Source organism: Azospirillum sp. P4_B5 (assembly GCF_056402275.1).
In genome coordinates this window covers 1-22347 of record NZ_JBFUHT010000026.1, presented here as the reverse complement: position 1 = coordinate 22347, position 22347 = coordinate 1, and the positions used below count along the sequence as shown (strand labels likewise).

General features: G+C 70.4%; 24 protein-coding genes. 14 read left to right on the top strand and 10 right to left on the bottom strand.

Annotated elements, in window-relative coordinates; all coding sequences use genetic code 11:
* Positions 1-13: 13 nt before the first annotated feature.
* On the bottom strand, positions 14-1897 hold the full coding sequence (locus AC1DVI_RS19790; RefSeq protein WP_476959435.1) for a bifunctional diguanylate cyclase/phosphodiesterase: 1884 nt from the start codon (positions 1895-1897) through the stop codon (positions 14-16).
* A gap of 183 nt (positions 1898-2080) precedes the next feature.
* On the opposite strand from AC1DVI_RS19790, the gene AC1DVI_RS19785 reads away from it, so the two are divergent.
* Entirely contained in the window at positions 2081-3667 is a 1587-nt protein-coding gene (locus AC1DVI_RS19785) for a helicase HerA domain-containing protein (RefSeq protein WP_476959434.1), read from the top strand.
* A 9-nt stretch (positions 3668-3676) separates the two neighbouring features.
* Here AC1DVI_RS19785 and AC1DVI_RS19780 read toward each other — a convergent pair whose 3' ends face one another.
* Complete coding sequence (locus tag AC1DVI_RS19780; protein ID WP_476959433.1) at positions 3677-4084, bottom strand: hypothetical protein; 408 nt, start codon at positions 4082-4084, stop codon at positions 3677-3679.
* 45 nt (positions 4085-4129) lie between these two features.
* On the opposite strand from AC1DVI_RS19780, the gene AC1DVI_RS19775 reads away from it, so the two are divergent.
* The gene (locus AC1DVI_RS19775; protein ID WP_476959432.1) at positions 4130-5950 is read left to right on the top strand and encodes a tetratricopeptide repeat protein; all 1821 of its coding nucleotides are present in this window, start codon (positions 4130-4132) and stop codon (positions 5948-5950) included.
* Positions 5951-5957: 7 nt separating this feature from the next.
* Here AC1DVI_RS19775 and AC1DVI_RS19770 read toward each other — a convergent pair whose 3' ends face one another.
* Both AC1DVI_RS19770 and AC1DVI_RS19765 read right to left on the bottom strand, forming a co-directional pair.
* Positions 5958-6179 (bottom strand): hypothetical protein, encoded by a 222-nt coding sequence (locus AC1DVI_RS19770; protein WP_014239111.1) that lies wholly within the window; start codon positions 6177-6179, stop codon positions 5958-5960.
* 58 nt (positions 6180-6237) lie between these two features.
* The gene (locus AC1DVI_RS19765; protein WP_476959431.1) at positions 6238-6396 is read right to left on the bottom strand and encodes a hypothetical protein; all 159 of its coding nucleotides are present in this window, start codon (positions 6394-6396) and stop codon (positions 6238-6240) included.
* 228 nt (positions 6397-6624) lie between these two features.
* Between AC1DVI_RS19765 and AC1DVI_RS19760 the strand changes: the two genes are divergently transcribed.
* From AC1DVI_RS19760 to AC1DVI_RS19740, 5 genes are all read left to right on the top strand, one after another.
* Positions 6625-8232 (top strand): ABC transporter substrate-binding protein, encoded by a 1608-nt coding sequence (locus AC1DVI_RS19760; protein ID WP_476959430.1) that lies wholly within the window; start codon positions 6625-6627, stop codon positions 8230-8232.
* 249 nt (positions 8233-8481) lie between these two features.
* Positions 8482-9501 carry an ABC transporter permease gene (locus AC1DVI_RS19755; protein ID WP_476959429.1) on the top strand — a complete coding sequence of 340 codons (1020 nt, stop codon included), beginning with the start codon at positions 8482-8484 and terminating at the stop codon, positions 9499-9501.
* Positions 9498-10409, top strand: coding sequence for a nickel transporter permease (nikC, locus tag AC1DVI_RS19750; RefSeq protein WP_476959428.1), 912 nt, complete (start codon positions 9498-9500; stop codon positions 10407-10409). The genes AC1DVI_RS19755 and nikC overlap by 4 nt, the downstream gene beginning before the upstream one ends.
* Positions 10406-11386 carry an ABC transporter ATP-binding protein gene (locus AC1DVI_RS19745; protein ID WP_476959427.1) on the top strand — a complete coding sequence of 327 codons (981 nt, stop codon included), beginning with the start codon at positions 10406-10408 and terminating at the stop codon, positions 11384-11386. Before nikC ends, AC1DVI_RS19745 begins: the two co-directional genes overlap by 4 nt.
* The gene (locus tag AC1DVI_RS19740) at positions 11383-12159 is read left to right on the top strand and encodes an ABC transporter ATP-binding protein (protein WP_476959426.1); all 777 of its coding nucleotides are present in this window, start codon (positions 11383-11385) and stop codon (positions 12157-12159) included. The genes AC1DVI_RS19745 and AC1DVI_RS19740 overlap by 4 nt, the downstream gene beginning before the upstream one ends.
* Positions 12160-12162: 3 nt before the next feature.
* On the opposite strand, the gene AC1DVI_RS19735 is transcribed toward AC1DVI_RS19740, so the two are convergent.
* The 4 genes from AC1DVI_RS19735 to AC1DVI_RS19720 all read right to left on the bottom strand — a co-directional run bounded on the left by AC1DVI_RS19735 (position 12163) and on the right by AC1DVI_RS19720 (position 15334).
* Positions 12163-12675, bottom strand: coding sequence for a MarR family winged helix-turn-helix transcriptional regulator (locus tag AC1DVI_RS19735; protein ID WP_476959425.1), 513 nt, complete (start codon positions 12673-12675; stop codon positions 12163-12165).
* 117 nt (positions 12676-12792) lie between these two features.
* Positions 12793-13704, bottom strand: coding sequence for an EamA family transporter (locus AC1DVI_RS19730; protein WP_476959424.1), 912 nt, complete (start codon positions 13702-13704; stop codon positions 12793-12795).
* A 129-nt stretch (positions 13705-13833) separates the two neighbouring features.
* Positions 13834-14565, bottom strand: coding sequence for a metallophosphoesterase family protein (locus AC1DVI_RS19725; RefSeq protein ID WP_476959423.1), 732 nt, complete (start codon positions 14563-14565; stop codon positions 13834-13836).
* Positions 14558-15334, bottom strand: a complete 777-nt coding sequence (locus AC1DVI_RS19720; RefSeq protein ID WP_035670899.1) for a nucleotidyltransferase family protein — start codon at positions 15332-15334, stop codon at positions 14558-14560. The genes AC1DVI_RS19725 and AC1DVI_RS19720 overlap by 8 nt, the downstream gene beginning before the upstream one ends.
* 156 nt (positions 15335-15490) lie before the next feature.
* On the opposite strand from AC1DVI_RS19720, the gene AC1DVI_RS19715 reads away from it, so the two are divergent.
* The 4 genes from AC1DVI_RS19715 to AC1DVI_RS19700 all read left to right on the top strand — a co-directional run bounded on the left by AC1DVI_RS19715 (position 15491) and on the right by AC1DVI_RS19700 (position 18902).
* On the top strand, positions 15491-16039 hold the full coding sequence (locus tag AC1DVI_RS19715) for a hypothetical protein (RefSeq protein WP_476959422.1): 549 nt from the start codon (positions 15491-15493) through the stop codon (positions 16037-16039).
* Positions 16039-16254: a hypothetical protein gene (locus tag AC1DVI_RS19710; RefSeq protein ID WP_149164060.1), complete on the top strand. Its 216-nt coding sequence runs from the start codon at positions 16039-16041 to the stop codon at positions 16252-16254. The genes AC1DVI_RS19715 and AC1DVI_RS19710 overlap by 1 nt, the downstream gene beginning before the upstream one ends.
* A 151-nt stretch (positions 16255-16405) precedes the next feature.
* Entirely contained in the window at positions 16406-17194 is a 789-nt protein-coding gene (locus tag AC1DVI_RS19705; protein ID WP_476959421.1) for a cold-shock protein, read from the top strand.
* A 76-nt stretch (positions 17195-17270) separates the two neighbouring features.
* Entirely contained in the window at positions 17271-18902 is a 1632-nt protein-coding gene (locus AC1DVI_RS19700) for an alpha-D-glucose phosphate-specific phosphoglucomutase (RefSeq protein ID WP_476959420.1), read from the top strand.
* Positions 18903-18960: 58 nt separating this feature from the next.
* Here the strand turns inward: AC1DVI_RS19700 and AC1DVI_RS19695 are convergent, their stop codons facing one another.
* A complete protein-coding gene (locus AC1DVI_RS19695) occupies positions 18961-19659 on the bottom strand; it encodes a dienelactone hydrolase family protein (protein ID WP_476959419.1) in 699 nt (232 codons plus the stop codon).
* Positions 19660-19778: 119 nt separating this feature from the next.
* Here AC1DVI_RS19695 and msrB point away from each other — a divergent pair, with 119 nt between their 5' ends.
* The 3 genes from msrB (at position 19779) to AC1DVI_RS19680 (ending at position 21741) form a co-directional block, all read left to right on the top strand.
* Positions 19779-20273: a peptide-methionine (R)-S-oxide reductase MsrB gene (gene msrB / locus AC1DVI_RS19690; protein WP_476959418.1), complete on the top strand. Its 495-nt coding sequence runs from the start codon at positions 19779-19781 to the stop codon at positions 20271-20273.
* A gap of 138 nt (positions 20274-20411) precedes the next feature.
* A complete protein-coding gene (locus AC1DVI_RS19685) occupies positions 20412-21431 on the top strand; it encodes an LLM class flavin-dependent oxidoreductase (RefSeq protein ID WP_476959417.1) in 1020 nt (339 codons plus the stop codon).
* A gap of 139 nt (positions 21432-21570) precedes the next feature.
* Positions 21571-21741, top strand: a complete 171-nt coding sequence (locus AC1DVI_RS19680) for a hypothetical protein (RefSeq protein WP_014239127.1) — start codon at positions 21571-21573, stop codon at positions 21739-21741.
* Between the two features lies 1 nt (position 21742).
* Here AC1DVI_RS19680 and AC1DVI_RS19675 read toward each other — a convergent pair whose 3' ends face one another.
* Complete coding sequence (locus tag AC1DVI_RS19675; protein ID WP_476959416.1) at positions 21743-22144, bottom strand: STAS domain-containing protein; 402 nt, start codon at positions 22142-22144, stop codon at positions 21743-21745.
* Positions 22145-22347: the final 203 nt, after the last annotated feature.

The following is a 22347-nucleotide window of genomic DNA, read 5'->3' as shown; positions in this document are numbered from 1 at the left end:
CCCCCCTGCCGCGTCAGCGCAAACCTTCGGTTTGCGCGAGAACTGCGCAGGGGAGGGGATAAAGGGTTGGGAGACGGACGGTGCAGAGCTTGTCGGGGCTTTCCTTGGCGATGGCCTTGTGGCCGGCGATGGCGGTGTTGATCGCGTCGGGGGTCAGGCGATGCACGCCGGGAGCGATCACCACGGCGACGCCACTGGCCGACAGCAGCGGGAAGCGCCGCACCGCGCCGTAACGGTCCTTGCCGTCGAAGCAGCCGGCCTCCCGCGCCTCCGCGTCGTAGAGGCTCTCCGCGTCGGAGCGGAACTGCGCGACGAGGTCGGCGACGCGGGCCAGCGCATCCTCGTCCGCGGCGCCGCTGAGGGCGACGAAGAAGTCGTCGCCGCCGATGTGGCCGGCGAAGCCGCCGTTGCCCGAGGCCCAGGCCTTCAGCCGCTCGCTGAACATCAGGATGGCGCGGTCGCCCTGGCGGAAGCCGAAACGGTCGTTGAAGGGCTTGAAGTTGTCGAAGTCGAGATAGGCCAGGACATGGCCACGGTCCTGTTCCTGAAGGGCGCGTTCGATGTGGCGCACGATGGCGGCGTTGCCCGGCAAACGGGTCAGCGGATTTTGGTCCGCGGCCATGGCGAGGTTGCGCTCGTGCACCAGACGGATCAGCGCGCCGCTGGACAGGAAGCCGGCATACTCGCCGCCTTCGATGATGATGATGCCGTCGCTGGCCTCCTCCGCCGAGAAGGCTTCGATCACCTGGTCGAGGGGGGTGGAGATGTCGCAGACCGGGCTTTTCACCACCAGATCCAACAGCGTGTCGCCCAACCCCTTGTTGCGCAGAAGCTCGCTGCCGAAACGGGAGTAGACGAAGCGCTTCAGGTCGCGCTCGCGGATCAGCCCCAGCGGGCGCTGCTGGCGGTCGACGATGGGGGCGATGGACGGGCTGTCGTCGCCGCGGAAATAGTCGAGAAGCTCGGTCTTCGGGGAATTGACGGCGAGCGGCGGCTGCCGCTCGATCACCTCGGACAGGCGCAGGCGGGCCTCATTCGGCTTGCGGCGGTCCCGCCGGTTCAACTCCTCGACGATGCCGTAGCGCTCGGGCACGGCGCGCAGTTCCAGGCTCGGCCGGGCGATCAGATAGCCCTGGGCGAAGTCGCAGCCGAGATCGCGGCAGGTGTAGAATTCCTTCTCCGTCTCCACCCCCTCGGCGATGATGAGGATGCCGAGCGCGTGGGCGTAGCCGACCAGCGCGTGGGCGATGGCCCGCTTGCGCGTGTCCTGGTCGATGCCGGCGATGAAGTAGCGGTCGATCTTGAGATAGTCGGGCTTGGATTCGTAGAGCAGCCGCAGCCCGGCGAAGCCGACGCCGAAATCGTCCAGCGCCACCCCGATGCCCGCCTGCCGGTAGCGGTCGATGGCCTGCTCGATGCTGTGGTCGGGGCGAAGCTCGCGCCGCTCGGAGATTTCCAAGCTGATGGTCAGGCGCGGGTCGGATGCGCCGCCATCCAGCGAGAAGGGGGGCAGCCAGGGGGAACCGGCTACCCCGACCACCCGCGCGTCGATGTTCAGGAACAGCTTGGCGTTCGGCCAGTGGTCCAGCGCGCGGAAGGCCGCCACCGCCTTGGCGTGCAGGGCGCATTCGACCTCGGCCAGCAGGCCCTGCATGCAGGCGGCGTCCAGCAGGTCGTTGGGGCTGGCGAAGGGGCTATGCTCCAATCCGCGCAGCAGAGCCTCCATGCCGTGGCAGCGCCCGGTGCGCATCTGCACGATGGGCTGGAAGGCGACCGATAGACCGGCCAGCAGGCGGGTCCACTCCGCCGGCAGCGCAGCCTTGCGGGCGCTCCCCGCCGGGGCGCCGGAGCGATCGTCCCATTCGTCTGCTGGCACCGAGGCCATGGCTTCGTCCACCGCCGGCTGTCCATGTTCGTCGCGGGCAAGCCCATCTTGTAGCGGATGATCTTTTCGATTTCGTGACAAAGGCAAGGCGTCTGCGCGAGGGCGATCCAAAATGCCCTTCGCACCCCGGCCCCGCTTTGCGCTATAGGGGTGCGCTTCAACGCAGACGATGATGGATCTGGGGGGCGGCGGGGCATGAAGGTCGGCATCGACATGGGGGCGGCCATGACGGCTGGCGCGACGGGGGCGTCGGCGATGCTGGATCTTGAGGAGCTGCTGGCGACCCGCCTGCTGGTGCAGGGCAACTCCGGCTCCGGCAAGTCGCACCTGCTGCGCCGCCTGATCGAGCAGAGCGCGCGCTGGGTGCAGCAGGCGGTGATCGACCCCGAGGGCGACTTCGTGACCCTGGCCGAGCGCTTCGGCCACATCGTGGTGAACGCCGACGAGCACAGCGAGGCCGCCCTGCAGAGCGTCGCCGCCCGTGTGCGCCAGCATCGGGTCTCCGTCGTGCTGAACCTGGAGGGGCTGGACGCGGACCTGCAGATGCGCCACGCCGCAGCCTTCCTGGGCGGACTGTTCGACGCCGATCGCGACCACTGGTACCCCATGCTGGTGGTGGTGGACGAGGCGCAGCTCTTCGCCCCTTCCGCCGCCGGCGAGGTATCGGACGAGGCGCGCAAGGTCTCGCTGGGCGCCATGACCAACCTGATGTGCCGCGGGCGCAAGCGCGGGCTGGCCGGGGTGATCGCGACGCAGCGCCTCGCCAAGCTCGCCAAGAACGTGGCGGCGGAGGCCTCCAACTTCCTGATGGGCCGCACCTTCCTGGACATCGACATGGCCCGCGCCGCCGACCTGCTGGGCATGGAGCGCCGCACCGCGGAGATGTTCCGCGACCTGGAGCGCGGCCATTTCATCGCGCTCGGCCCGGCCATCTCGCGCCGCCCGCTGCCGCTGCGCATCGGTGCCGTCGAGACGCAGGGGCGCGCCGGCAGCCCGAAGCTGATGCCGCTGCCCGACACCCCGCTGGAGGACGCGCGGGAGCTGATCTTCCGGCCGGGTGAGCCGGAGCCGCCGCGCCTGGCGGTGCGCCGCCCCTCGACCAGCGCCAGCGCCGATCTGCTGGCCCAGCTTTCCCGCCCGCGCCCCCTGCCGGCGGAGCCGGCGGCCGAGGATGCGGCCCCCGCGCTGCCCCTGGAGGAGCCGGAAACGCCGGAGCAGGCGGCGGAGCGCAAAGCCGCCTACGAGGCGATCCTGCGCGCGGTTCTGGCCGATCCGGAGGCGCCCTACCGCTCCATCGCCGTGCTCTATCAGGACTTCCTGGTGCGCTGCCGGACGCAGGGGGTGCGGGGCGAGCTTCTGGAATTGCCGGCCTTCCGGCGCAAGCTGGCGGCGGCCCGCGCCGGGGCGGGGGATGGCACCGAAGAAAATCCCGCCTGGGAGAAGGCGACCCAGGTGGCGGCCACCCTGCCGGAGGACATCCAGGTCGTCTTCCTGCTGCTGGCCCGCGCGGCGCTGGACCATCTGCCCTGCCCGTCCGACGCCGATGTGGCCCGCGCCTGCGGCAGCCGGTCGCGCGGGCGGGCGCGGCGCCTGCTGACCTACATGGAGCAGCGCGGCTTCGTCGCCACGCGCAGCGGGCTGGGCAACACGCGCAGCATCGCCCTGCCGGCGCTGGGCTGGGAGACGGCGCTGGGCGATCCGAATGCCGATCCGAACGCCGACCCCAACGCCGACGGCGGGTCGGAGGGGCCGGAGGACGGCGGGTTGTTCGCCACCGCCTGAGCGGGCCTTCTATTCGTCGTCCGGCTCGATCCCGGCGGCCAGGGCGTGGGCCAGACGCCCGGCGGCGGCGACCGCGGCCATCGCCTCCTGCGCTTTGGCGGCGATGCGCGCGGTGCCCTCCGGCGTCGGCTGGTGGAGCGAGGGGGCGGGCAGGCGTTCGACGAAATCCCAGGCGCCGGTGGTGGGGTCCCAGACCTCGAAGACATCGGGGTTGGGACGGCGGGCGACCCAGGCGCGGGCGGCGTTGCCTTCGGCGCGGAAGCGCACCCCGAAGAAGCGGCTGGCCGCCATGGCCCCGATGGCTGCGACCAGATCGGCGTCGGCGTTCGGGAAACGCTGCGTCAGAGCGGCGCGCAGGGCTTCCGCCAGGGCGCGGCGGTCGTCATGATGGGGAAGGCCATCGGGATCGGTTCTCATGGCCCGCGATGGTAGTGGGACGGCGCGCCTCCGCAAGCGGGCGCGATGTCGCAAGCGCAGCCCGGAGTCGTCATGGTCAGCCTGTCCGAAGCCTACGCCATCGCCATCGGCCACCACCGGGCCGGACGGATGGGCGAGGCCGCCGGGGTCTACCGGGCCATTCTCGACGCCGACCCGCGGCAGGCCGACGCGCTGCATCTGCTGGGCGTCCTGGCGGGCCAGACCGGGCGGGGCGAGGAGGCGGTGTCGCTGATCGTCCAGGCCATCGCGCTGGACCCGGAGGCGGCGGACTATCACGACAATCTCGGCAGCCTGCGCCGTACCGGCGGCGCTGCGGTTCGGGCGGCCGCGCAGCACGCGCGCGCCCTGGCGCTGGAGCCGGGGCGGGCCAAGGCGGCCTTCAACCGGGGGCTGGCGCTCGGCGATCTGGGGCGGGTGGAAAAGGCGCTGCTATGCTTCCGCGCCGCCCTGCGGATCGATCCCGGCTATGGGGTGGCGGCGCTGGCGGCGGGGCGGCTGCTGGCCGGCGGGCCGGAGCCGACGGCGGCGGAACGCTGGCTGACCCACGCGCTGTCCCTGGCGCCGGACAGCGCCGACGCCTGGGCGGCCGTGGGACGGGCGCGGCTGGCGGCGGGGGAGGCCGACGGGGCGGTGAGGGGCTATGGCCGTGCGGCGCGGCTGTGTCCGGGCAATGGTGCGGCGCTGAGCAACCTCGCCATGGCGACGTTGCAGGCCAGCGGCGCCCTGCCGGAGTTCCCCCGCGCCGACCGCCCGGAGGCGAGTTGGGGCGAGCCGCTGGGCCGTGTCCTCGACCTGTTTTTGGAGGCGCTGGATTACGGAGCGGGGGAGGTGGCGGAGGTGGCGCTGTTCCGCACCGCCGTGCTGACCATCCATCGCGGCATGCTGGACGATGCGCGGCTGGAGCGGATCGCCGAGCGGGCACGGGACCGGCTGCGGCGCGTGCCGGGGGATGGCGCGGCGGCCGCCTGCATCGCACACGGTCTCTACCGCCGGGGGCGGCTGGTGACCGCCTCGCGGCTTGCCCGGCGGTATCTGCGCGGCTGGTCGGAGGAGGCGATCCGTGCCGACCCGCAGGCGGCGAAATGGCGGCAGGTCGATGCGCGCCCGGTCTTTCTCGACGCGCTTGCCGCGTACCGGCCGCGGATCGCGGAGGCGGGGGAGCGGTGGATGCCGGTTCCTCCTGCGGCCGAAGGCGGGGCGATCCTATTGGTCAGCGTCGATTCCGGCTATTGGCGGCGCTTCGGCGGCTGGTTCCTCGCCCACGCCTTGAAGGACGCGGCGGGCAACCGCGTGCATGTCCACATCGTCAACCCCGGTGCGGAGGATCGCGCCGATCTGGACCGCCGCTGCGCCGACCAGCCGGGGCGGCTGTCCTGGTCGCTGGAGCGCATCGACCTGTCCGTCCACGCGCCGGGGGCGGAGACCACCTATTACGCCTGCGCGCGCTTCTTCGTGGCGCTGGACCTGCTGGAGCGGACGGGGGCGCCGGTCTTCATCACCGACATCGACGCCCGCTGCACGGCGCCGCTTCCGCCCGACCTGCGCGACGGGGCTGGCTGGGACCTGACCGTCATGCGCGACCGCCGCGCCCGCGGGCCGTTCGACGACATTATCGTCAGCTTCCTCGGCGTCGCGCCGACCGCGGCGGGGCGGGAGTTTCTCGGGCTCGTCGGCGCCTACATCGGCTGGTTCTTCGACCGCGGCGAGGCGGCCTGGACGCTGGACCAAGCGGCGCCCTACGCCGTCCTTCACGACTGGACGCGGCGCGGGCGGACTCTGCGGCTGCGGGAATACGAATTCCTGCGCCTGCCCTGGTTCGATTTCCCGGTGAAGGGAGAGGGGTGACAGGGTGCTACGCCGCCTGGACGCTGTTGTCCTTGCGCCGCGACAGCTGCAACTGGCCGTCCAGGCACTTCACGTAGGTGGTCTTGCCGGCCTTCAGGTTGTCGCAGACGGTGACCAGCGCACGCGGGATCGCCGCGAATTCCTTCGAGCCCCGCGACTGCGTGTTGTAGGCGGCGAGGTGCTGGCGCAGCCCCTCCTTCGACACCGGCTTTCCGTCGTTCCCGATCATGGTCGTCCCCGCGTGTGTGGTCCTCGGTGGCCGAGGCTACGCGGGGACGGTTCCGGACTCAACGTCCGCTGCCGTTCGTGGGCCGGTCCTCCGGTTTTCCCCCATCGCCGGTCCAGTCGTCGGTGATGTAGCGTTGGGCGTCGCTGATCGTCTCCACCTCGTCGCGGCTGGGCGGCTTGGGCACGCGCGACTGGCCGTTCTCGCGGTCCTGGTCCATGGGTCCTCCATCGCTTTGCCAGTGATGTGGACGGAAGGGCGGGGCCGGCAAGCCCATCCCGGACCGGGGTACGGCATTCGCGTCCGATCACGGGGGGCGCTATGACCGCCGCCCGCTTGACAGGCGAACCCGCGCCGCCGGATCATCCGGCCGTTAACCGCTAAGAATTCCAAAGAGAATTCGCCCCGTCCGGGGTCGTTCCGGGATCACGCAGGGAGTATGGGAACCATGAACACGCTCGCGCGCCGTCTGGCCGGTGCCGCCCTTCTGTCCGCCGGTCTTTCCTTCGGCCTCGCGGCCACGCCGGTCCTGGCCGACACGCCGAAGGACACGCTGGTCATGGCTTGGCAGTTCGACGACATCGTGACGCTCGATCCCGGCGAGATCTTCGAGCTGTCGGGAGCCGAATACGGCGCCCAGGTCTATGACCGGCTGATCCGCTTCGACGTCAACGACGTCAGCAAGATCTACGGGCAGGTGGCGGAAAGCTGGACCGTCTCCGACGACGGCAAGACCTTCACCTTCACCATCCGCGACGGGATCAAGTTCCACTCCGGCAACCCGCTGACGGCGGAGGACGTGGCCTACTCGCTCCAGCGCGCCGTGAAGATGAACAAGGGTCCTGCCTTCATCCTGACCCAGTTCGGCCTGACGCCGGAGAACGTCGAGCAGAAGGTCCGCGCCACCGACCCGCGCACCCTGGTGTTCGAGACGGACAAGACCTACGCCCCGACCTTCGTGCTCTATTGCCTGACCGCCGACGTCTCCGGCGTGGTCGATGCCAAGCTGGTCAAGAGCAAGGAGGTCAATGGGGACTTCGGCGCCGCCTTCCTCAAGGCCAACTCCGCCGGCTCCGGCCCCTTCGTCCTGCGCCAGTGGAAGGCCAGCGAGCTTCTGTCGCTGGAGGCCAACCCCAACTACTGGGGCGGCGCTCCCGCCGTGAAGCGCGTGCTGATCCGCCACATCGCGGAGCCGGCGACCCAGCGCCTGCTGCTGGAGAAGGGCGACGTGGACGTGGCCCGCAACCTGAAGCCGGAGCAGTTCGAGCCGCTGCGCGGCAACGACAAGATCCGCATCGTCCAGGCGCCCAAGGGCACGCTCTATTATTTCGGCCTGAACCAGAAGAACGAGGTGCTGGCCAAGCCCGACGTGCGCAAGGCGTTCAAGTACGCCGTGGATTACGACGGCATGGCGAAGACCATCATGAACGGTCTCGGCACCGTCCATCAGGCCTTCCTGCCCAAGGGCTTCCTCGGCGCGCTGGAGGAGAACCCGTACACGTACGATCCGGCCAAGGCGAAGGAGCTGCTCCGCCAAGCGGGCTATCCGGACGGCATCACGGTGACCATGGACGTCCGCAACACCTCGCCCAGCATGGACATGGCCCAGGCCATCCAGGGCAGTGCTTCGGCGGCGGGCATCACGGTCAAGCTGCTGCCGGCGGACGGCAAGCAGGTGGTCACCAAGTACCGCGCCCGCAACCACGAGGCGCTGCTGTACCAGTGGGGTGCCGACTACCAGGACCCGAACACCAACGCCGACACCTTCGCCGCCAACCCGGACAACGCCGACGACGCCAAGGCCAAGCCGCTGTCCTGGCGCAACGCCTGGGACATTCCCGAGCTGACCAAGAAGACCGCCGCCGCGGTCGAGGAGCGCGACGCCGCCAAGCGCGCCGCGATGTACCAGGAGCTTCAGCGCGAGGTTCTGGAGACGTCGCCCTTCGTCATCATGTTCCAGCAGACCGAAGTGATCGCGGAACGCAGCAACGTCGAGGGGCTGGTCTGGGGGCCGAGCTTCGACAGCAACTACTATTGGAAGGTCAGCAAGAAGTAAGGCGGGCTTTATCGTCCCGATACTTCATCCCCTCTCCCCTCCGCTCACGCGCAAACTTCGTTTGCGCTGACGCGACAGGCGGACCTTTGGTCCGCCGAAAGCGGGGAGAGGGTTAGGGGGAGGGGGATTCGCACGGCCCGTACGTTCGGCAAAAGCGAGACCCCCTCACCCTCCCCTCTCCCCAGGGGGGAGAGGGATTTTGCTTTCAAGCTTGGGTGAAACTTGGCCGCTATCTTGAAACGACCGGGGATGCCGGGGCGGCGTCATGCGATTCGCGGGGCGGGGTTGCTCGTCTCGGTGGCGCTGACCGTCCTCGGCCTCCTGCTCGTCACCTTCCTGATCGGGCGCGTGGTGCCCATCGACCCGGTGATCGCCGTGGTCGGCGACCGCGTGTCCGCCGACACCTACGCCCGCGTCCGGCAGGAGCTGGGGCTGGACCTGCCGCTGTGGCAGCAGTTCCTGCGCTATGTCGGCGACGTTCTGCAGGGCGATTTCGGCACCTCGGTGCTGACCTCCCGCCCGGTGCTGGAGGACATCCTGCGCGTCTTCCCGGCGACGCTGGAACTGGCCACCGCCGCGCTGGTCGTCGGCGTGCTGCTGGGCATCCCGGCGGGGGTGATGGCCGCCGTCCATCGCGGGCGCTGGCCGGACCATCTGATCCGGGTGATCGGGCTGATCGGCCATTCCATCCCGATCTTCTGGCTGGGGCTGATGGCGCTGCTGGTCTTCTACGCGCGACTCGATTGGGCGCCGGGGCCGGGGCGGGTGGACGTCTTCTACGAGGGGCTGGTCGATCCGGTGACCGGGGTCATCACGGTGGACGCCCTGCTGGCCGGTGAGAGCGACGTGTTCTGGAACGCGCTGCACCATCTGGTGCTGCCGGCGGGCATCCTCGGCCTCTACAGCGTGGCCTACATCGCGCGCATGACGCGCAGCTTCATGCTGGACCAGCTCCGCCAGGAATACATCACGACGGCCCGCGTCAAGGGCCTGTCGGAGGCGCGGGTGATCTGGCGCCACGCGCTGGGCAACATCGCGGTGCCGCTGACCACGGTGGTGGCGCTGTCCTACGCCTCGCTGCTGGAGGGGTCGGTGCTGACGGAGACGGTGTTCGCCTGGCCGGGGCTGGGGCTCTACATCACCAACTCCCTGCTGTCGGCGGACATGAACGCGGTGCTGGGCGGCACGCTGGTGGTCGGGGCGGTCTTCATCGGCCTGAACCTGCTGTCCGACCTGCTGTACCGCCTGCTGGACCCGAGGGCTCGATGACGCAAGCTGCTGAAAACGGGCTGCGGGCGTGGCTGACCGCAGAGACGCCGCAGTCCCGCGGGCAGGCCCGGCTGGGCCGGGTCTATCTGGGCTGGCTGGCCTTCTCGCGCAACCGGCTGGCCATGATCGGGCTGGGCATCGTGCTGCTGCTGGTGCTGATGGCGGCGCTGGCGCCGCTGCTCGCCCCTTACGATCCCTACACGCAGGACCTGTCGCAGCGGCTGCTGCCGCCCAGCGCGGCGCACTGGCTGGGCACCGACGCCTTCGGGCGGGACATCCTGTCGCGCATCCTCTACGGCTCCCGCCTGACGCTGATGATCGTGGCGCTGGTCGCGGTGACCGCACCGGTGGCCGGTCTGCTGATCGGGACGGTGGCGGGCTATCTCGGCGGCTGGGTGGACGCGGTGCTGATGCGCGTCACTGACATCTTCCTGGCCTTCCCGAAGCTGATCCTGGCGCTGGCCTTCGTCTCGGCGCTGGGGCCGGGCATCGAGAACGCCATCATCGCCATCGCGATCACCAGCTGGCCGCCCTACGCCCGCATCGCGCGGGCCGAGACGATCACCATCCGCCGGAGCGACTTCATCAGCGCGGCACGGCTCCAGGGCGCCTCGACGCCGCGGATCATCCTCGGCCATGTGGTGCCGCTCTGCTCCTCCTCGCTGATCGTGCGGGTGACGCTGGACATGGCGGGGATCATCCTGACGGCGGCGGGGCTGGGCTTCCTCGGCCTCGGCGCGCAGCCGCCCGCCCCGGAATGGGGCGCGATGATCGCCACCGGGCGCCAGTATGTGCTGGAGCAATGGTGGGTCGCCACCATGCCCGGCATCGCCATCTTCGTGGTCAGCCTGGGCTTCAACCTGCTGGGCGACGGCCTGCGCGACGTTCTGGACCCGAAAGGCCAATGAGCGACAAAGCACTGCTGGAGGTCGAGAACCTCCGCATCTCCTTCCCCACCCGGACGGGCGTGACGCAGGCGGTGCGCGGCGTCTCCTTCACCGTGGGCCGGGAAAAGCTGGGCATCGTCGGCGAGTCCGGCTCCGGCAAGTCGATGACCGGGCGGGCCATCCTGCGGCTGGTCCCGCCGCCTGGAATCGTCACCGCTGACAAATTGTCCTTCCAGGGCGAGGACCTGCTGACCCTGCCGGAGAAGCGGCTGCGCGGCATCCGCGGGCGGCGAATCTCCATGGTCATGCAGGACCCGAAATTCTCGCTGAACCCGGTCATGACCATCGGCGCCCAGATCGCCGAGGCCTACCGCGTCCATTCCAGCGCCGGCACGGCGGAGGCGAAGCGGCGCGCGCTGGAGATGCTGGAGGCCGTGCGCATCCGCGACCCGGAGCGGGTCTACGGCCTCTACCCGCACGAGGTGTCGGGCGGCATGGGCCAGCGCATCATGATCGCCATGATGCTGATCCCCAACCCCGACCTGCTGATCGCCGACGAGCCGACCTCGGCGCTCGATGTGACGGTGCAGATGCAGGTGCTGGCGATCATGGACGAGCTGTGCTCCCGCCGCGGCATGGGGATGATCTTCATCAGCCACGACCTGAACCTCGTGGCGTCCTTCTGCGACCGCATCCTGATCATGTACGCGGGGCGGGTGGTCGAAACCTGCCGCGCGTCGGAGCTGCACGCGGCGAAGCACCCCTACACCCGCGGCCTGCTCGACAGCCTGCCGCGCCTGGACGACACGCGGGCGGAGCTGCCGGTGCTGGCGCGCGACCCGTCCTGGCTGGAGGATTTCCCCCCCTCTCCCCCCCGGGGAGAGGGTCGGGGTGAGAGGGCGTCGGCATCGCCGGAAGGTTCGGCAAAAGCGCATCCCTCTCACCCTAACCCTCTCCCCAGGGGGGAGAGGGGACATGGGGCGGAGGGCGGGCGATGATCGACGTCAAGGATCTGCGGGTCACCTTCGGCCATGGCGCCGACGCCGTGGCCGCCGTGCAGGGGGTATCCTTCGCCGTGCGGGAGGGCGAGAGCTTCGGGCTGGTCGGCGAGTCGGGCTCGGGCAAGTCCACCGTGCTGCGCGCCGTCGTCGGGCTGAACCACGACTGGACGGGCTCCATCACCGTGGCCGGCGCGGCGCAAAGCCGTCGCCGTGAGAAAGGCTTCTTCAAGTCCTGCCAGATGGTCTTCCAGGACCCTTACGGCTCGCTGCACCCGCGTCACACCATCGACCGCATCCTGGCCGAGCCCATCGCCATCCATGGCTTGCGCGACGCCGACGCGCGGATCGACCGGGTGCTGCGCGACGTCGGGCTGGGGCCGCAGTTCCGCTTCCGCTACCCGCACCAGCTCTCCGGCGGGCAGCGCCAGCGCGTCGCCATCGCCCGCGCCCTGGTGCTGGAGCCGCGCGTGCTGCTGCTGGACGAGCCGACCTCGGCGCTCGACGTGTCGGTGCAGGCGGAAATCCTCAACCTGCTGAAGCGGCTGCGGGCGGAGCACGCGCTGACCTACGTGCTGGTCAGCCACAATCTGGCGGTGGTCGCCACCATGTGCGACCGGCTGGCGGTGATGAACCGCGGCCGCATCGTCGAGGAGATGAACGTGGACTCGCTGCGCCGGGGTGCCGCGCGGGAGGACTACACGCGCCAGCTCCTGCGCGCCAGCCAGGGCTACGACCGCGCGGCGGCGGACAGCTTCAAGGACTTCGCGTGAGGGTCACCCCGCCTCGGGCGGCGGGCCTGGGCGGGCGGCCAGCGTGTCGGCCTGGGCCTGCAGCTTGGCCAGCAGGCCGTCGAGCTGGCCCATCTCCTCCTCCGTGAGCGCGCCGGTCAGCTCCCGCTCGTAGGCCAGCGCGAGGGGGACGATCTCCGTGTAGATCGCCAGCGCCTTGGGCGTCAGGGTCAGCTGCGCCTTCCGGCGGTCGGTGGCGCCCGATTCGCGCAGAATCAGCGCCGAATCGAGCATCCGGCTGATCGCCCGGCTGACCTGCACCTTGTCCATGGCGGTGCGCTGGGCGATCTCCCCCGCGCTCAGCGTCTCGCCGCCGCCCAGCACGGCGATGACCCGCCATTCCGGGATGGTGATGCCAAATCGCTTCTCGTACAGCTTCGCCACCGTGTGGCTGACCGTGTTGGACAGCACCGCCAGGCGGTAGGGCAGGAAGCGGGTCAGATGCAGCACCGGCGCGGCGGGATCGGCGCCGGAACGCTTGCGGCGGGGGGAGGCCATGGGGTGTCGCGCCTTATCGGAATGCGGGAACCGGATGCCGGTTTCTCCATCCTGCCCCGGAAATTGGCGGACGCAACCGTTTCAGATAAAAATTTCGGTCCGCGTCAGTGGCCACCCTCAACGATTTACGATCAGCGCCACGCCCAGCACCGCCACGATGGCGCCTGCCCAGGCGCCGGCCCCCGGACGCTGGCGGGTCCAGACCCACAGCATCGGCAGGATCAGCACCGGGCTGGTGGCCGACAGTGTGGCGACCACGCCGGCGTTGCCGTGGGCCAGCCCGATCAGCAGCAGCGTCATGCCCAGCCCCAGACCGATGAAGCCGTTCACCACCACCTGGGCGAAGATGCGCGGCGTCAGGCCGGGGCCGAAGCCGAGGCGCTGGCCGGGCAGCAGCCCACCCGCGAACAGCAGCAGCCCCGACATGCCGACGCGCACCGCCGCCGCCGCGATGGGATCGGCCCCCGCCGCCATCACCGGCCGGGCGATGACCGAACCGGCGGCTTGGCAGACGGCCGCGATCAGGCAGGCGCCGACGCCGACCAGCAGGCGGCCCCGCACCGACTCCCAGTCATGGGGAAGGGTGCCGGTGCCGTTCGGCACCGGGCTGGCGCGGAAGAAGATCGCCAGCATCACCCCGGCGGTGACCAGCGCGATGCCGACCGCCGTCCACGGCCCCAGCGCCTCCCCCAGCACGGCCCAGGCGAGCAGGGCGGTGATCGGCGCGTTGGTGGCGTAGATGACCGAGTTGCGGCGCGGGCCGATGCGCCCAAGCGCCCAGAACAGCGCGGTGTCGCCCATCACGATGCCGACCGCGCCGGACAGCGCCAGGATCGCCGCCCCTTGCAGGTCGAGCGTCTGCCAGCCACCGAGCAGAGTCGCGGCCAGAGCCGTGCCGACGAAGACGATGCTCATGCGCAGGCGGTTGAAGGCGACCGAGCCGATGGCCCGCACCGGGCCGATGGCGATCAGCCCGCTGGCCGCCCAGCAGAGCGCGGCGCCCAGGGCGGCGAGGTTGGCGGTCAGCATGATGGGAGCTTCGGAAGGGCAGGGTGGGGCGCAGGCTGGGGCATGGTGGCCGCACCCTATCCGGAACCCCGCCGGGGCGGTAGCGCGGCGGTCGCATGGCGGGGGTGTGGGGGCAATCGAAGCCGTTGCCTACAGCTCGATCAGCGCGTACGGCCTCCCCGACTCCTTCTCGATGGTCTGGGCGACGTTGTAGACCGGCGTGCCGCGCAGGGTCTTGCCGGCATAGCTGCCATGATGGGCGTGGCCGTGGACAACCGCCTGCACGTGGAAGCGGTCGATGGTTTCCGCCAGACGGGAGGAGCCGAGGAAGGGATAGATCTCGGTCGGCTCGCCGCGCACCGTTTCGGCGATGGGCGCGTAGTGCAGCACGACCATCGTCCGCTCGGTCTCCAGCTGGCGCAGGGCGCTTTCCAGCCGCATGGCCTCGTTCACCGCCTCGTGCACGAACTGCTTGATCGCGGGTTCGCCGAAGGCATCCAGCATGCGGTTCTCGAACCCGCCGCCGAAGCCCTTCACCCCGGCGAAGCCGACGCCGCGGATCTCCACCGGGTTGCCGTCGAGGAAGCGGACGCCCGCCTGCTCCAGGATGCGCTGAAGCTCCTCGACATGGCCGCATTCGTGGTCGTGGTTGCCCAGCACGGCGACCACCGGGATGCCGATGGCGCGCAGATCCTCGGCCAGCACCTCGGCCTCGCGCGGCTTGCCGTGGTTGGTCAGGTCGCCGGCCAGCGCCAGGACGTCCGCCCGGTCGGCGATCTCCTGGAACAGCTCGCGGTAGGGATGGGTGGAGGTTTCCCCCACATGGATGTCGCCGATGGCGGCGACCTTGATCGTTCCTTCAGCCCGAGTGTGTTCAGCCATGCTTCGTTTCCTCGCCGACGACGTCGGCGAACCCCCAGTCCGTGACGTCGATCCGATAATCCTCGCGCGAGAACAGCCGCCCCCGGCAGATGCGGGTCTGCGGCACCGGCAGCTTCGCGCGCTCGTTCAGCCGGTCCAGAAGCTCCTGCAACAGCCAGGCGGGGATGTGGTCGCGCTCCGTCGGGTAGATGAAGCGGAAGTTCAGGACGTGCATCAGCAGCACCTCCCAATACTGCTCCATGTGGCCGAGCAGCCGTTTCCAGTCGATGTGGGCGTGCTGCTTCAGGATCATGTGGGCGACGTCGGGACCGTCGTACTTGTGCCGCATCTGCACGAAGGCCTTGGAGAAGACCATTTCCGTCGGCGGGATCAGCTGCACGTCGGCGCCGCAGACCAGCGCGCGGTGATCCTCCTCGAACCAGCGGTCGTTGACCGGGTTGATGGCGGCGGCGGAGTTGAAGATCACGTCGAAGAACAGGTCGCCGTGCAGGACCTTGCCGATCCAGCGCTCGTCCTCGATCTCCGTCCCGAAGCCGCGGTCCTGGAAATGCGCGAGGATGCGCGGAAAGTCGCCGCCCCGGCAGAAGATGTCGATGTCCTTGGTGGGCCGGGTGATCCCGGTGTAGGCGCTGAGCGCGTAGGTTCCGCCCAGCAGGAAGGGAATCCCGGACTCCTTCAGGACCTTCAGACTCTCCGTGTAGAAGGCCTCGGCCTCGGCCGAGACATCCGCACGGCCTTCGCGCCCCCGGCTTTCACGGTTGCCGTCCATCGCACCCCCTCTCCCCCGCCGTCATCATTCGCGCCTTCAACAGGAGGAGCGGGTGAAACGGCACCATCGAATGGTGTTCATGGCGGGAAAAAGGCAGGCGGAACCGCCGCACCGCTACACCGGTTGAGGGTGGTATTGCTGATGGGGAGGCAACCGATGGCACAACATCCGATCCCACAGGGCCTTTTGCTCGCCGCCGGCCTCGTGCTGTGCGGCGCCGGTCCCGCTCTGGCGCAGGGAAGCTGCGCCGCGCTGGTCGACCGCTTCGCCGCCGAGAACAACCTGTCGGCCAGCCCGCCGCCGGTCGCGACGCCGCCGGGCAGCTCCGGCTCCACCGCTGGGGATGGGGCCTTGCCGAGTGGGAGTTCCGGGACGACGCCGGACCAGCTCGCCCGCTCGGGCGGGGTGGTGGCGCCGCCGGCCTCGGGCGACCGGGCGGTGATCGAGCCGCCGCGCACCGGCGCTCCCATGCCGACCGCTCCGGCGGTGCGGCCCGACGCCGCGCCGAACAGCGGCTCCTCCATGGAGAGCGGGTCGATGGGACAGGCGGCGCGCAACGCCCAGATCGAATCGCTGGTGACCGCCGCGCGCTCCGCCGCGAAGGACGGCAACGAGCAGCTTTGCATGGAATCACTGGACAAGGCGCGCGGCCTGACCCGCGCCGCGCCGGGAGCGACGGGTGGCACGATGGGCGGGGGCGGCTGATGGCGACAACGCGGATGATGGCCGAACTGATGGCCGCCGACCTGAGCATTGCGGGTCCCCTTCCTCCGTCACCGCCCACCCCCGACATGCCGGTGCCGCCGCCCGGCATGCCGGACATGCCCGGCGACCCGTCGCGGCCTCCGATCAAGGAGCCGCCGGACGCCATCCCCGTTCCCCCGGAGGAACCGCCGCCGAACCCCGAGCGGCTGATCTGAGAGAGGTCCATCCGGGAGAAAAATGGCACCAGGACCGCAGGCGCGCGAAACGGCGCGCTTGCGGTCTTGTGATTCGCGCGGGGAAAGGCGATGTCTTCTGTCGGGCACCGGAGGCCGGTGCCGAGTCGCCTTTTGGAGTTCAGTGGGTCTCATGCACCGTCAACCCCCGCGCCAGCACGTCTACCGCCAGCCCGTCGTCCTCGGCACCCAGGTTCAGGCCACCGTCAAGTGGTACGATCCGACCCGCGGCTTCGGCTTCGTCAAGTTCGAGGACGGGTCGCCCGACGCCCTGATCCCCGCCGCCATCGTCGGCACCGCCGGCCACGAGTCCCTGCCGGACGGCGCCACCGTCGTGGTGGACATCGTCGAGGGGCGCAAGGGCAACCAGGTCTCCGCCCTCCATTCGGTCGACACCTCCACCGCTGTCCCGGCGCGCCCCGCCCGTGCCCAGGGCCCGCGCTCGTCGTTCGGTGAGCGGGGCGGCTTCGGCGACCGCAACGATCGCGGGGGCGACCGCGGGTTCGGCAACCGTGGTTTCAACGACCGGGGTGGGGATCGCGGCGGTGATCGCGGGTTCGGTGGCCGGGGCGACAGCCGTGGCTTCAACGATCGCGGCGGCGACCGCGGCTTCAACGATCGCGGTGGCGATCGCGGTGGCGATCGCGGTGGCGATCGGGGCGGCGATCGGGGCGGCTTCGCTGGCCCGCGCCGTCCGGCGGCGGGCGGCCCGGCCACCCAGACCGAGGGCACCGTGAAGTGGTTCAACGCCACCAAGGGCTTCGGCTTCATCGCCCAGGACGGCGGCGGCCAGGACGTGTTCGTCCACATCAAGGCGGTGGAGCGCTCCGGCCTGCAGGGGCTGAACGACGGCCAGCGCGTCCGCATCTCCGTCCGCCAAGGCGACAAGGGTCCGGAAGCCGTCTCGGTCGAAGAGGCGTAAAGCGTCGGTCCATTGAAGTTGGGCTTCCGAAGGTAAGGTGTCGTTCGGCCCGACACGACCCAAGAGAGGACGTCCAGTGGTTCCCGTCACCTGTCCGACCACGCCCTTCGACGGCCAGAAGCCCGGCACCTCCGGGCTGCGCAAGGCCGTGAAGGTCTTTGAGCAGCCGCGCTATCTGGAAAACTTCGTCCAATCCATCTTCGACTGCGTCGACGGCCTGACCGGCGCCACGCTGGTGATCGGCGGCGACGGGCGGTACCACAACCGCAGCGCCGTGCAGACCATCCTGCGCATGGCCGCGGCCAACGGCGTCGCGCGCGCCGTCGTCGGGCGCGGCGGCATCCTGTCCACCCCGGCGGCCTCCTGCGTCATCCGCAAGCGCGGCGCCATCGGCGGCGTGATCCTGTCGGCCAGTCACAACCCCGGCGGTCCGGACGGCGATTTCGGCATCAAGTTCAACGCCGCCAACGGCGGCCCGGCGCCGGAATCGATGACCGACGCCTTCTTCGCCCGCTCCAAGGCCATCGACGCGTACAAGACGCTGGAGTCGCCGGACCTCGACCTCGACCGGCTCGGCGAGACGGCGCTCGGCGGCATGGCGGTGGAGGTCATCGACCCGGTGGCCGACTACGCGGAGCTGATGGAAACGCTGTTCGACATGACGGCGATCCGCAAGCTGTTCGCGTCGGGCTTCCGCATGGTGTTCGACGCCATGCACGCGGTCACCGGCCCCTACGCCACGGAGATCCTGGAGCGCCGGCTGGGCGCCCCCGCCGGCACCGTCATCAACGGCACGCCGCTGGAGGATTTCGGCGGGCATCACCCCGACCCCAACCTCGCCCACGCGGAGGAACTGGTCGGGCGGCTGTTCGGGCCGGACGCGCCGGACTTCGGCGCCGCCTCGGACGGTGACGGCGACCGCAACATGATCCTGGGCCGCAACGTCTTCGTCTCGCCCAGCGACAGCCTCGCCGTGCTGGCCGCCAACGCCACCCATGTCCCGGCCTTCAAGGGCGGTCTGGCGGGCGTCGCCCGCTCGATGCCGACCAGCCGGGCGGTGGACCGCGTGGCGGCCAAGCTGGGCATCGCCTGCTACGAGACGCCGACGGGTTGGAAGTTCTTCGGCACGCTGCTCGACGCCGGGCGCATCAACCTGTGCGGCGAGGAGAGCTTCGGCACCGGCGCCGACCATGTGCGCGAGAAGGACGGGCTGTGGGCCGTCCTGATGTGGCTCAACGTGCTGGCCGCCCGCGGCCTGTCGGTCGCCGAGCTGATGGACGAGCATTGGGGCACCTACGGGCGCACCTATTACGGCCGCCACGATTACGAGGCCATCCCGCAGGAGGCCGCCGACGCCCTGATCGCCGAGCTGCGCGGGAAGCTGTCGGGGCTGGCCGGCACGGTTCTCGATGGGCGCACCGTCGCGGCGGCGGACGAGTTCGCCTACACCGACCCGGTGGACGGCAGCCGGTCGGAGCGGCAGGGCTTGCGCGTCGGGTTCGAGGACGGGTCGCGCATCGTCTACCGCCTGTCCGGCACCGGTACGTCGGGCGCCACGCTGCGCGTCTATTTCGAGCGGTACGAGCCGGTCGGCGGCGAGCATGGGCTGGACGCCCCCGCGGCGCTGAAGCCGCTGGCCGATCTGGCGGCGGAGCTGGCCGGCATCGAACGCCACACCGGCCGCACCAAGCCGGATGTCGCCACCTAAAGATTTGTTCTGAAAGAAGGCCCTTCCTCCCACGCTGGGGGAAGGGCCTTTTTCTTTTTCAGAACACCGCCTGGAGCAGGCCCAGCGTGCGCCGCTTGGCCAGGGCGGCGCTGGCCGCGTCGTAGCTGGCGCGCTCGTCGCAGTTGAAGCCGTGGCCGGCCGGGTAGAGGTGGGTGATGGCGGTGGGGTGGCGCTGGCGCACCGCTTCGCCCACCGTCAGGGGAATGGCGTGGTCCGTCTCGCCGAAATGCAGCAGCACAGGCGTGCGCGGCGCCTCGTCCAGCCGGTTGCCGATGCCGCCGCCGTAATAGGCGACGGCGGCGCGGACCGGCAGGCGCGACGCGGCGGCCCAGGCGATGGTGCCGCCCCAGCAATAGCCGGCGACGGCCGCCCCCTCCGCCCCGCCGAGATGGGCGAGTCCCGCCGCCACGTCGGTCAGCGCGTCGTCGATGGTGACCGCACCCATCAGCTCACGGCCGCGCTGGACGCCGGCCTCGTCGTAGGGCAGCTCCACCCCGCGCTGCGCCCGGTCGAACAGGGCGGGGGCCAGCGTGTGGTAGCCGTCCGCCGCGTAGCCGTCGCAGACGCGGCGGATGTGGCTGTTGATCCCGAAAATCTCCTGGACGATCAGAAGCTGCCCCTTTTCCGGACCGACGGGCCGGGCCTCGTAAGCGGTCAGCCGGTGCCCGTCGGAGGCCGTCAGGTGCGTCCAGGCGCCGGTCGTGCCGGTGGTCGTTCCGGTGGTCGTTCCGGTCATGGCTGGTCTCTCCCTCCATTCGTTCCGTGCAGGGAAGATAGCAGCCTGACGCCGGGTGTCATCCGCGACCGACTGGCCCATATCCCCTAGGACCGTCATCCCGCCACTGGAGCCGCCCGATGTCCGCCCCCGCCGACCGTTCCCCGACCGCCGGACCCTTCGACCTGACGCCGCCGACGCCGGAGCAGCGCGCGGCGCTGGTGGAGCGCCTGTCGGACGAGGAGCGGCACGTCCTGCTCAGCCACGGGACGGAGGCGCCCTTCTGCGGCGGCCTGCTCGACAACAAGACGCCGGGCACCTACGCCTGCCGTCTGTGCGGCCTGCCGCTGTTCCGCTCCGGGACGAAGTTCGAATCCGGCACCGGCTGGCCCAGCTTCACCGCACCCTACGAGAACGCGCATCTGAAGCTGGTGCAGGACAACAGCTACGGCATGGTGCGGGTGGAGACGCTGTGCGCCCGCTGCGGCAGCCACCAGGGCCACGTCTTCCCGGACGGCCCGCCGCCGACCGGCATGCGCTTCTGCATCAACTCCGTCTCGCTGGCCTTCCTGCCCGAGGGGCAGGCGCTGGCCAAGAGCGTTCAGGACTGGGTGGAGGAGGGTGCGGCGTTCTAGCAGACGCTTGTCCCCTCAACCCTCCCCCGCTGACGCAGGGGAGGGGACTTGGTTCTCCCTCCCCTGCGAAGCGGGGGAGGGCCGGGGTGGGGGCAACAGCACCTCCCCCAAAACTCCCGTTTCATTGGATACCCCTTCATGCCGACCGACGACACCTCCCGCTCACCCATCTCCGTCCTCGACCTCGCCCCCGTGCCGGAAGGCAGCACGCCGGGCGACGCCTTGCGCAACACGTTGGACCTCGCCCGCCACGCCGAACGGCTGGGCTACCGCCGCTACTGGCTGGCCGAGCATCACAACATGACCGGCATCGCCAGCGCCGCGACCTCCGTCGTCATCGGCCATGTGGCGGCGGGCACCTCGACCATCCGCGTCGGCGCCGGCGGCATCATGCTGCCCAACCACTCGCCGCTGGTGATCGCCGAACAGTTCGGCACGCTGGAATCGCTGTTCCCCGGCCGCATCGACCTCGGCCTGGGCCGGGCGCCCGGCACCGACCAGATGACGCTGCGCGCCCTGCGCCGCGACCCGTCGGTGGCGGAGCAGTTTCCGCAGGACGTGCTGGAGCTTCAGGCCCTGCTCGGTCCCGTCCAGCCGGGCCAGCGCGTGCAGGCGGTGCCCGGCGCCGGCACCGAGGTGCCGCTGTGGATCCTCGGCTCCAGCCTGTTCGGCGCGCAGCTGGCGGCGGCCTTCGGCCTGCCCTACGCCTTCGCCTCGCACTTCGCGCCGGACGCGTTGATGCGGGCGCTGCAGGTCTACCGGGAGAATTTCACGCCCTCGGCGCAGCTCGACCGACCCCACGCCATGGTCGGGGTGAACGTCGTCGCCGCCGAGACCGACGCGGAGGCCCGCCGGCTCTTCACCTCCGCCCAGCAGAGCTTCGCCCGTCTGATCCGCGGCACCCGCGGCCAATTGCCGCCGCCCATCGACGACATCGAGAGCTTCTGGTCGCCGCTGGAGAAGGCACAGGCGATGAACATGCTGTCCTGCTCCTTCGTCGGCTCGGCGGAGACGGTGCGGCGCGGGCTGGAGTCCTTCCTCGCCGAAACCGGGGCCGACGAGATCATGGTGGCCTCGGCCATCCACGACCACGCGGCGCGGGTGCGCTCCTACGAGATCCTGGCGGAGGTCCACGGGTCGCTGCGGGCCGCGGCCTGACGGGCTCCAAATTGGGGGAGCGGTCCGGCGCAACCGCACAGCGCGCTTCGCGGACTGCGCCATGGACCGCGCCGGAGGGGAGTCCTATCGTCTGTGGCCCGGCGTCGCGCGACGCGGTTCACAGAGATGGAGAGGGGATATGGCCGAGTTTCCCCACGCCAGCAGGGTCAACGTGACGCTTGATCTGCCGCTCGACGTCTATCGGCGTCTGGAACAGCAGGCGCGCTACATGAGCGTTACCGTCGAGGCCCTGTTGAAGACTATCCTGGCGCAGCAGCTCTATGATTCCAGTCTTCGCAATATGGATTAGTTCATTGTCGTGAGGCGGCGCGCACGGCGGCCTCGAGGTCGCCGTGGCTTTCCAGAAGCGCCACCAGCCCGGCCTCCTCCAGAACGCCGCGGATCGGGCCGGGCACCGCCGCCAGCACGATCCTCACCCCGGACCGCCCGCCCGCGTTTCCCGCGCCCGACCGCGCCTGCCGCACCGCCAGCAGCAGCGAGCGCAGCCCCGCCGGAGTCAGTTGCGTCACCGCCGACAGGTCGAGCACCAGCCCGGCCGGCGTTTTTCCGGGCGCGTCCGAGGCGGCATCCGGGGTGGCGGGGGCCAGCGCGGCCATCAGCCGCGCCTCGAACCGGGGGGCGGCGGCGCTGTCGATCGGCCCCACCGGGCGCAGGATCGTCACGTCGCCGCGGACCTCTTCCGCGATTTGCATCAAACCCTCCGATTTCCCCATCCGGCCGGGCCTGCTATACCTCCTCCGGCGGGGGAATTCCCATCACACGGATCATCATACAGCAGAGCGGCGGCGGGGGCATGGAATCGGACGGACGCTTCGGCGGCGGGGCGGGCCTGCGGGACGGCGGGGAGTTTTCCGACGAGTCCGGCGGCGGGCCGCGCGCGCTCCCGGCCTTCCTC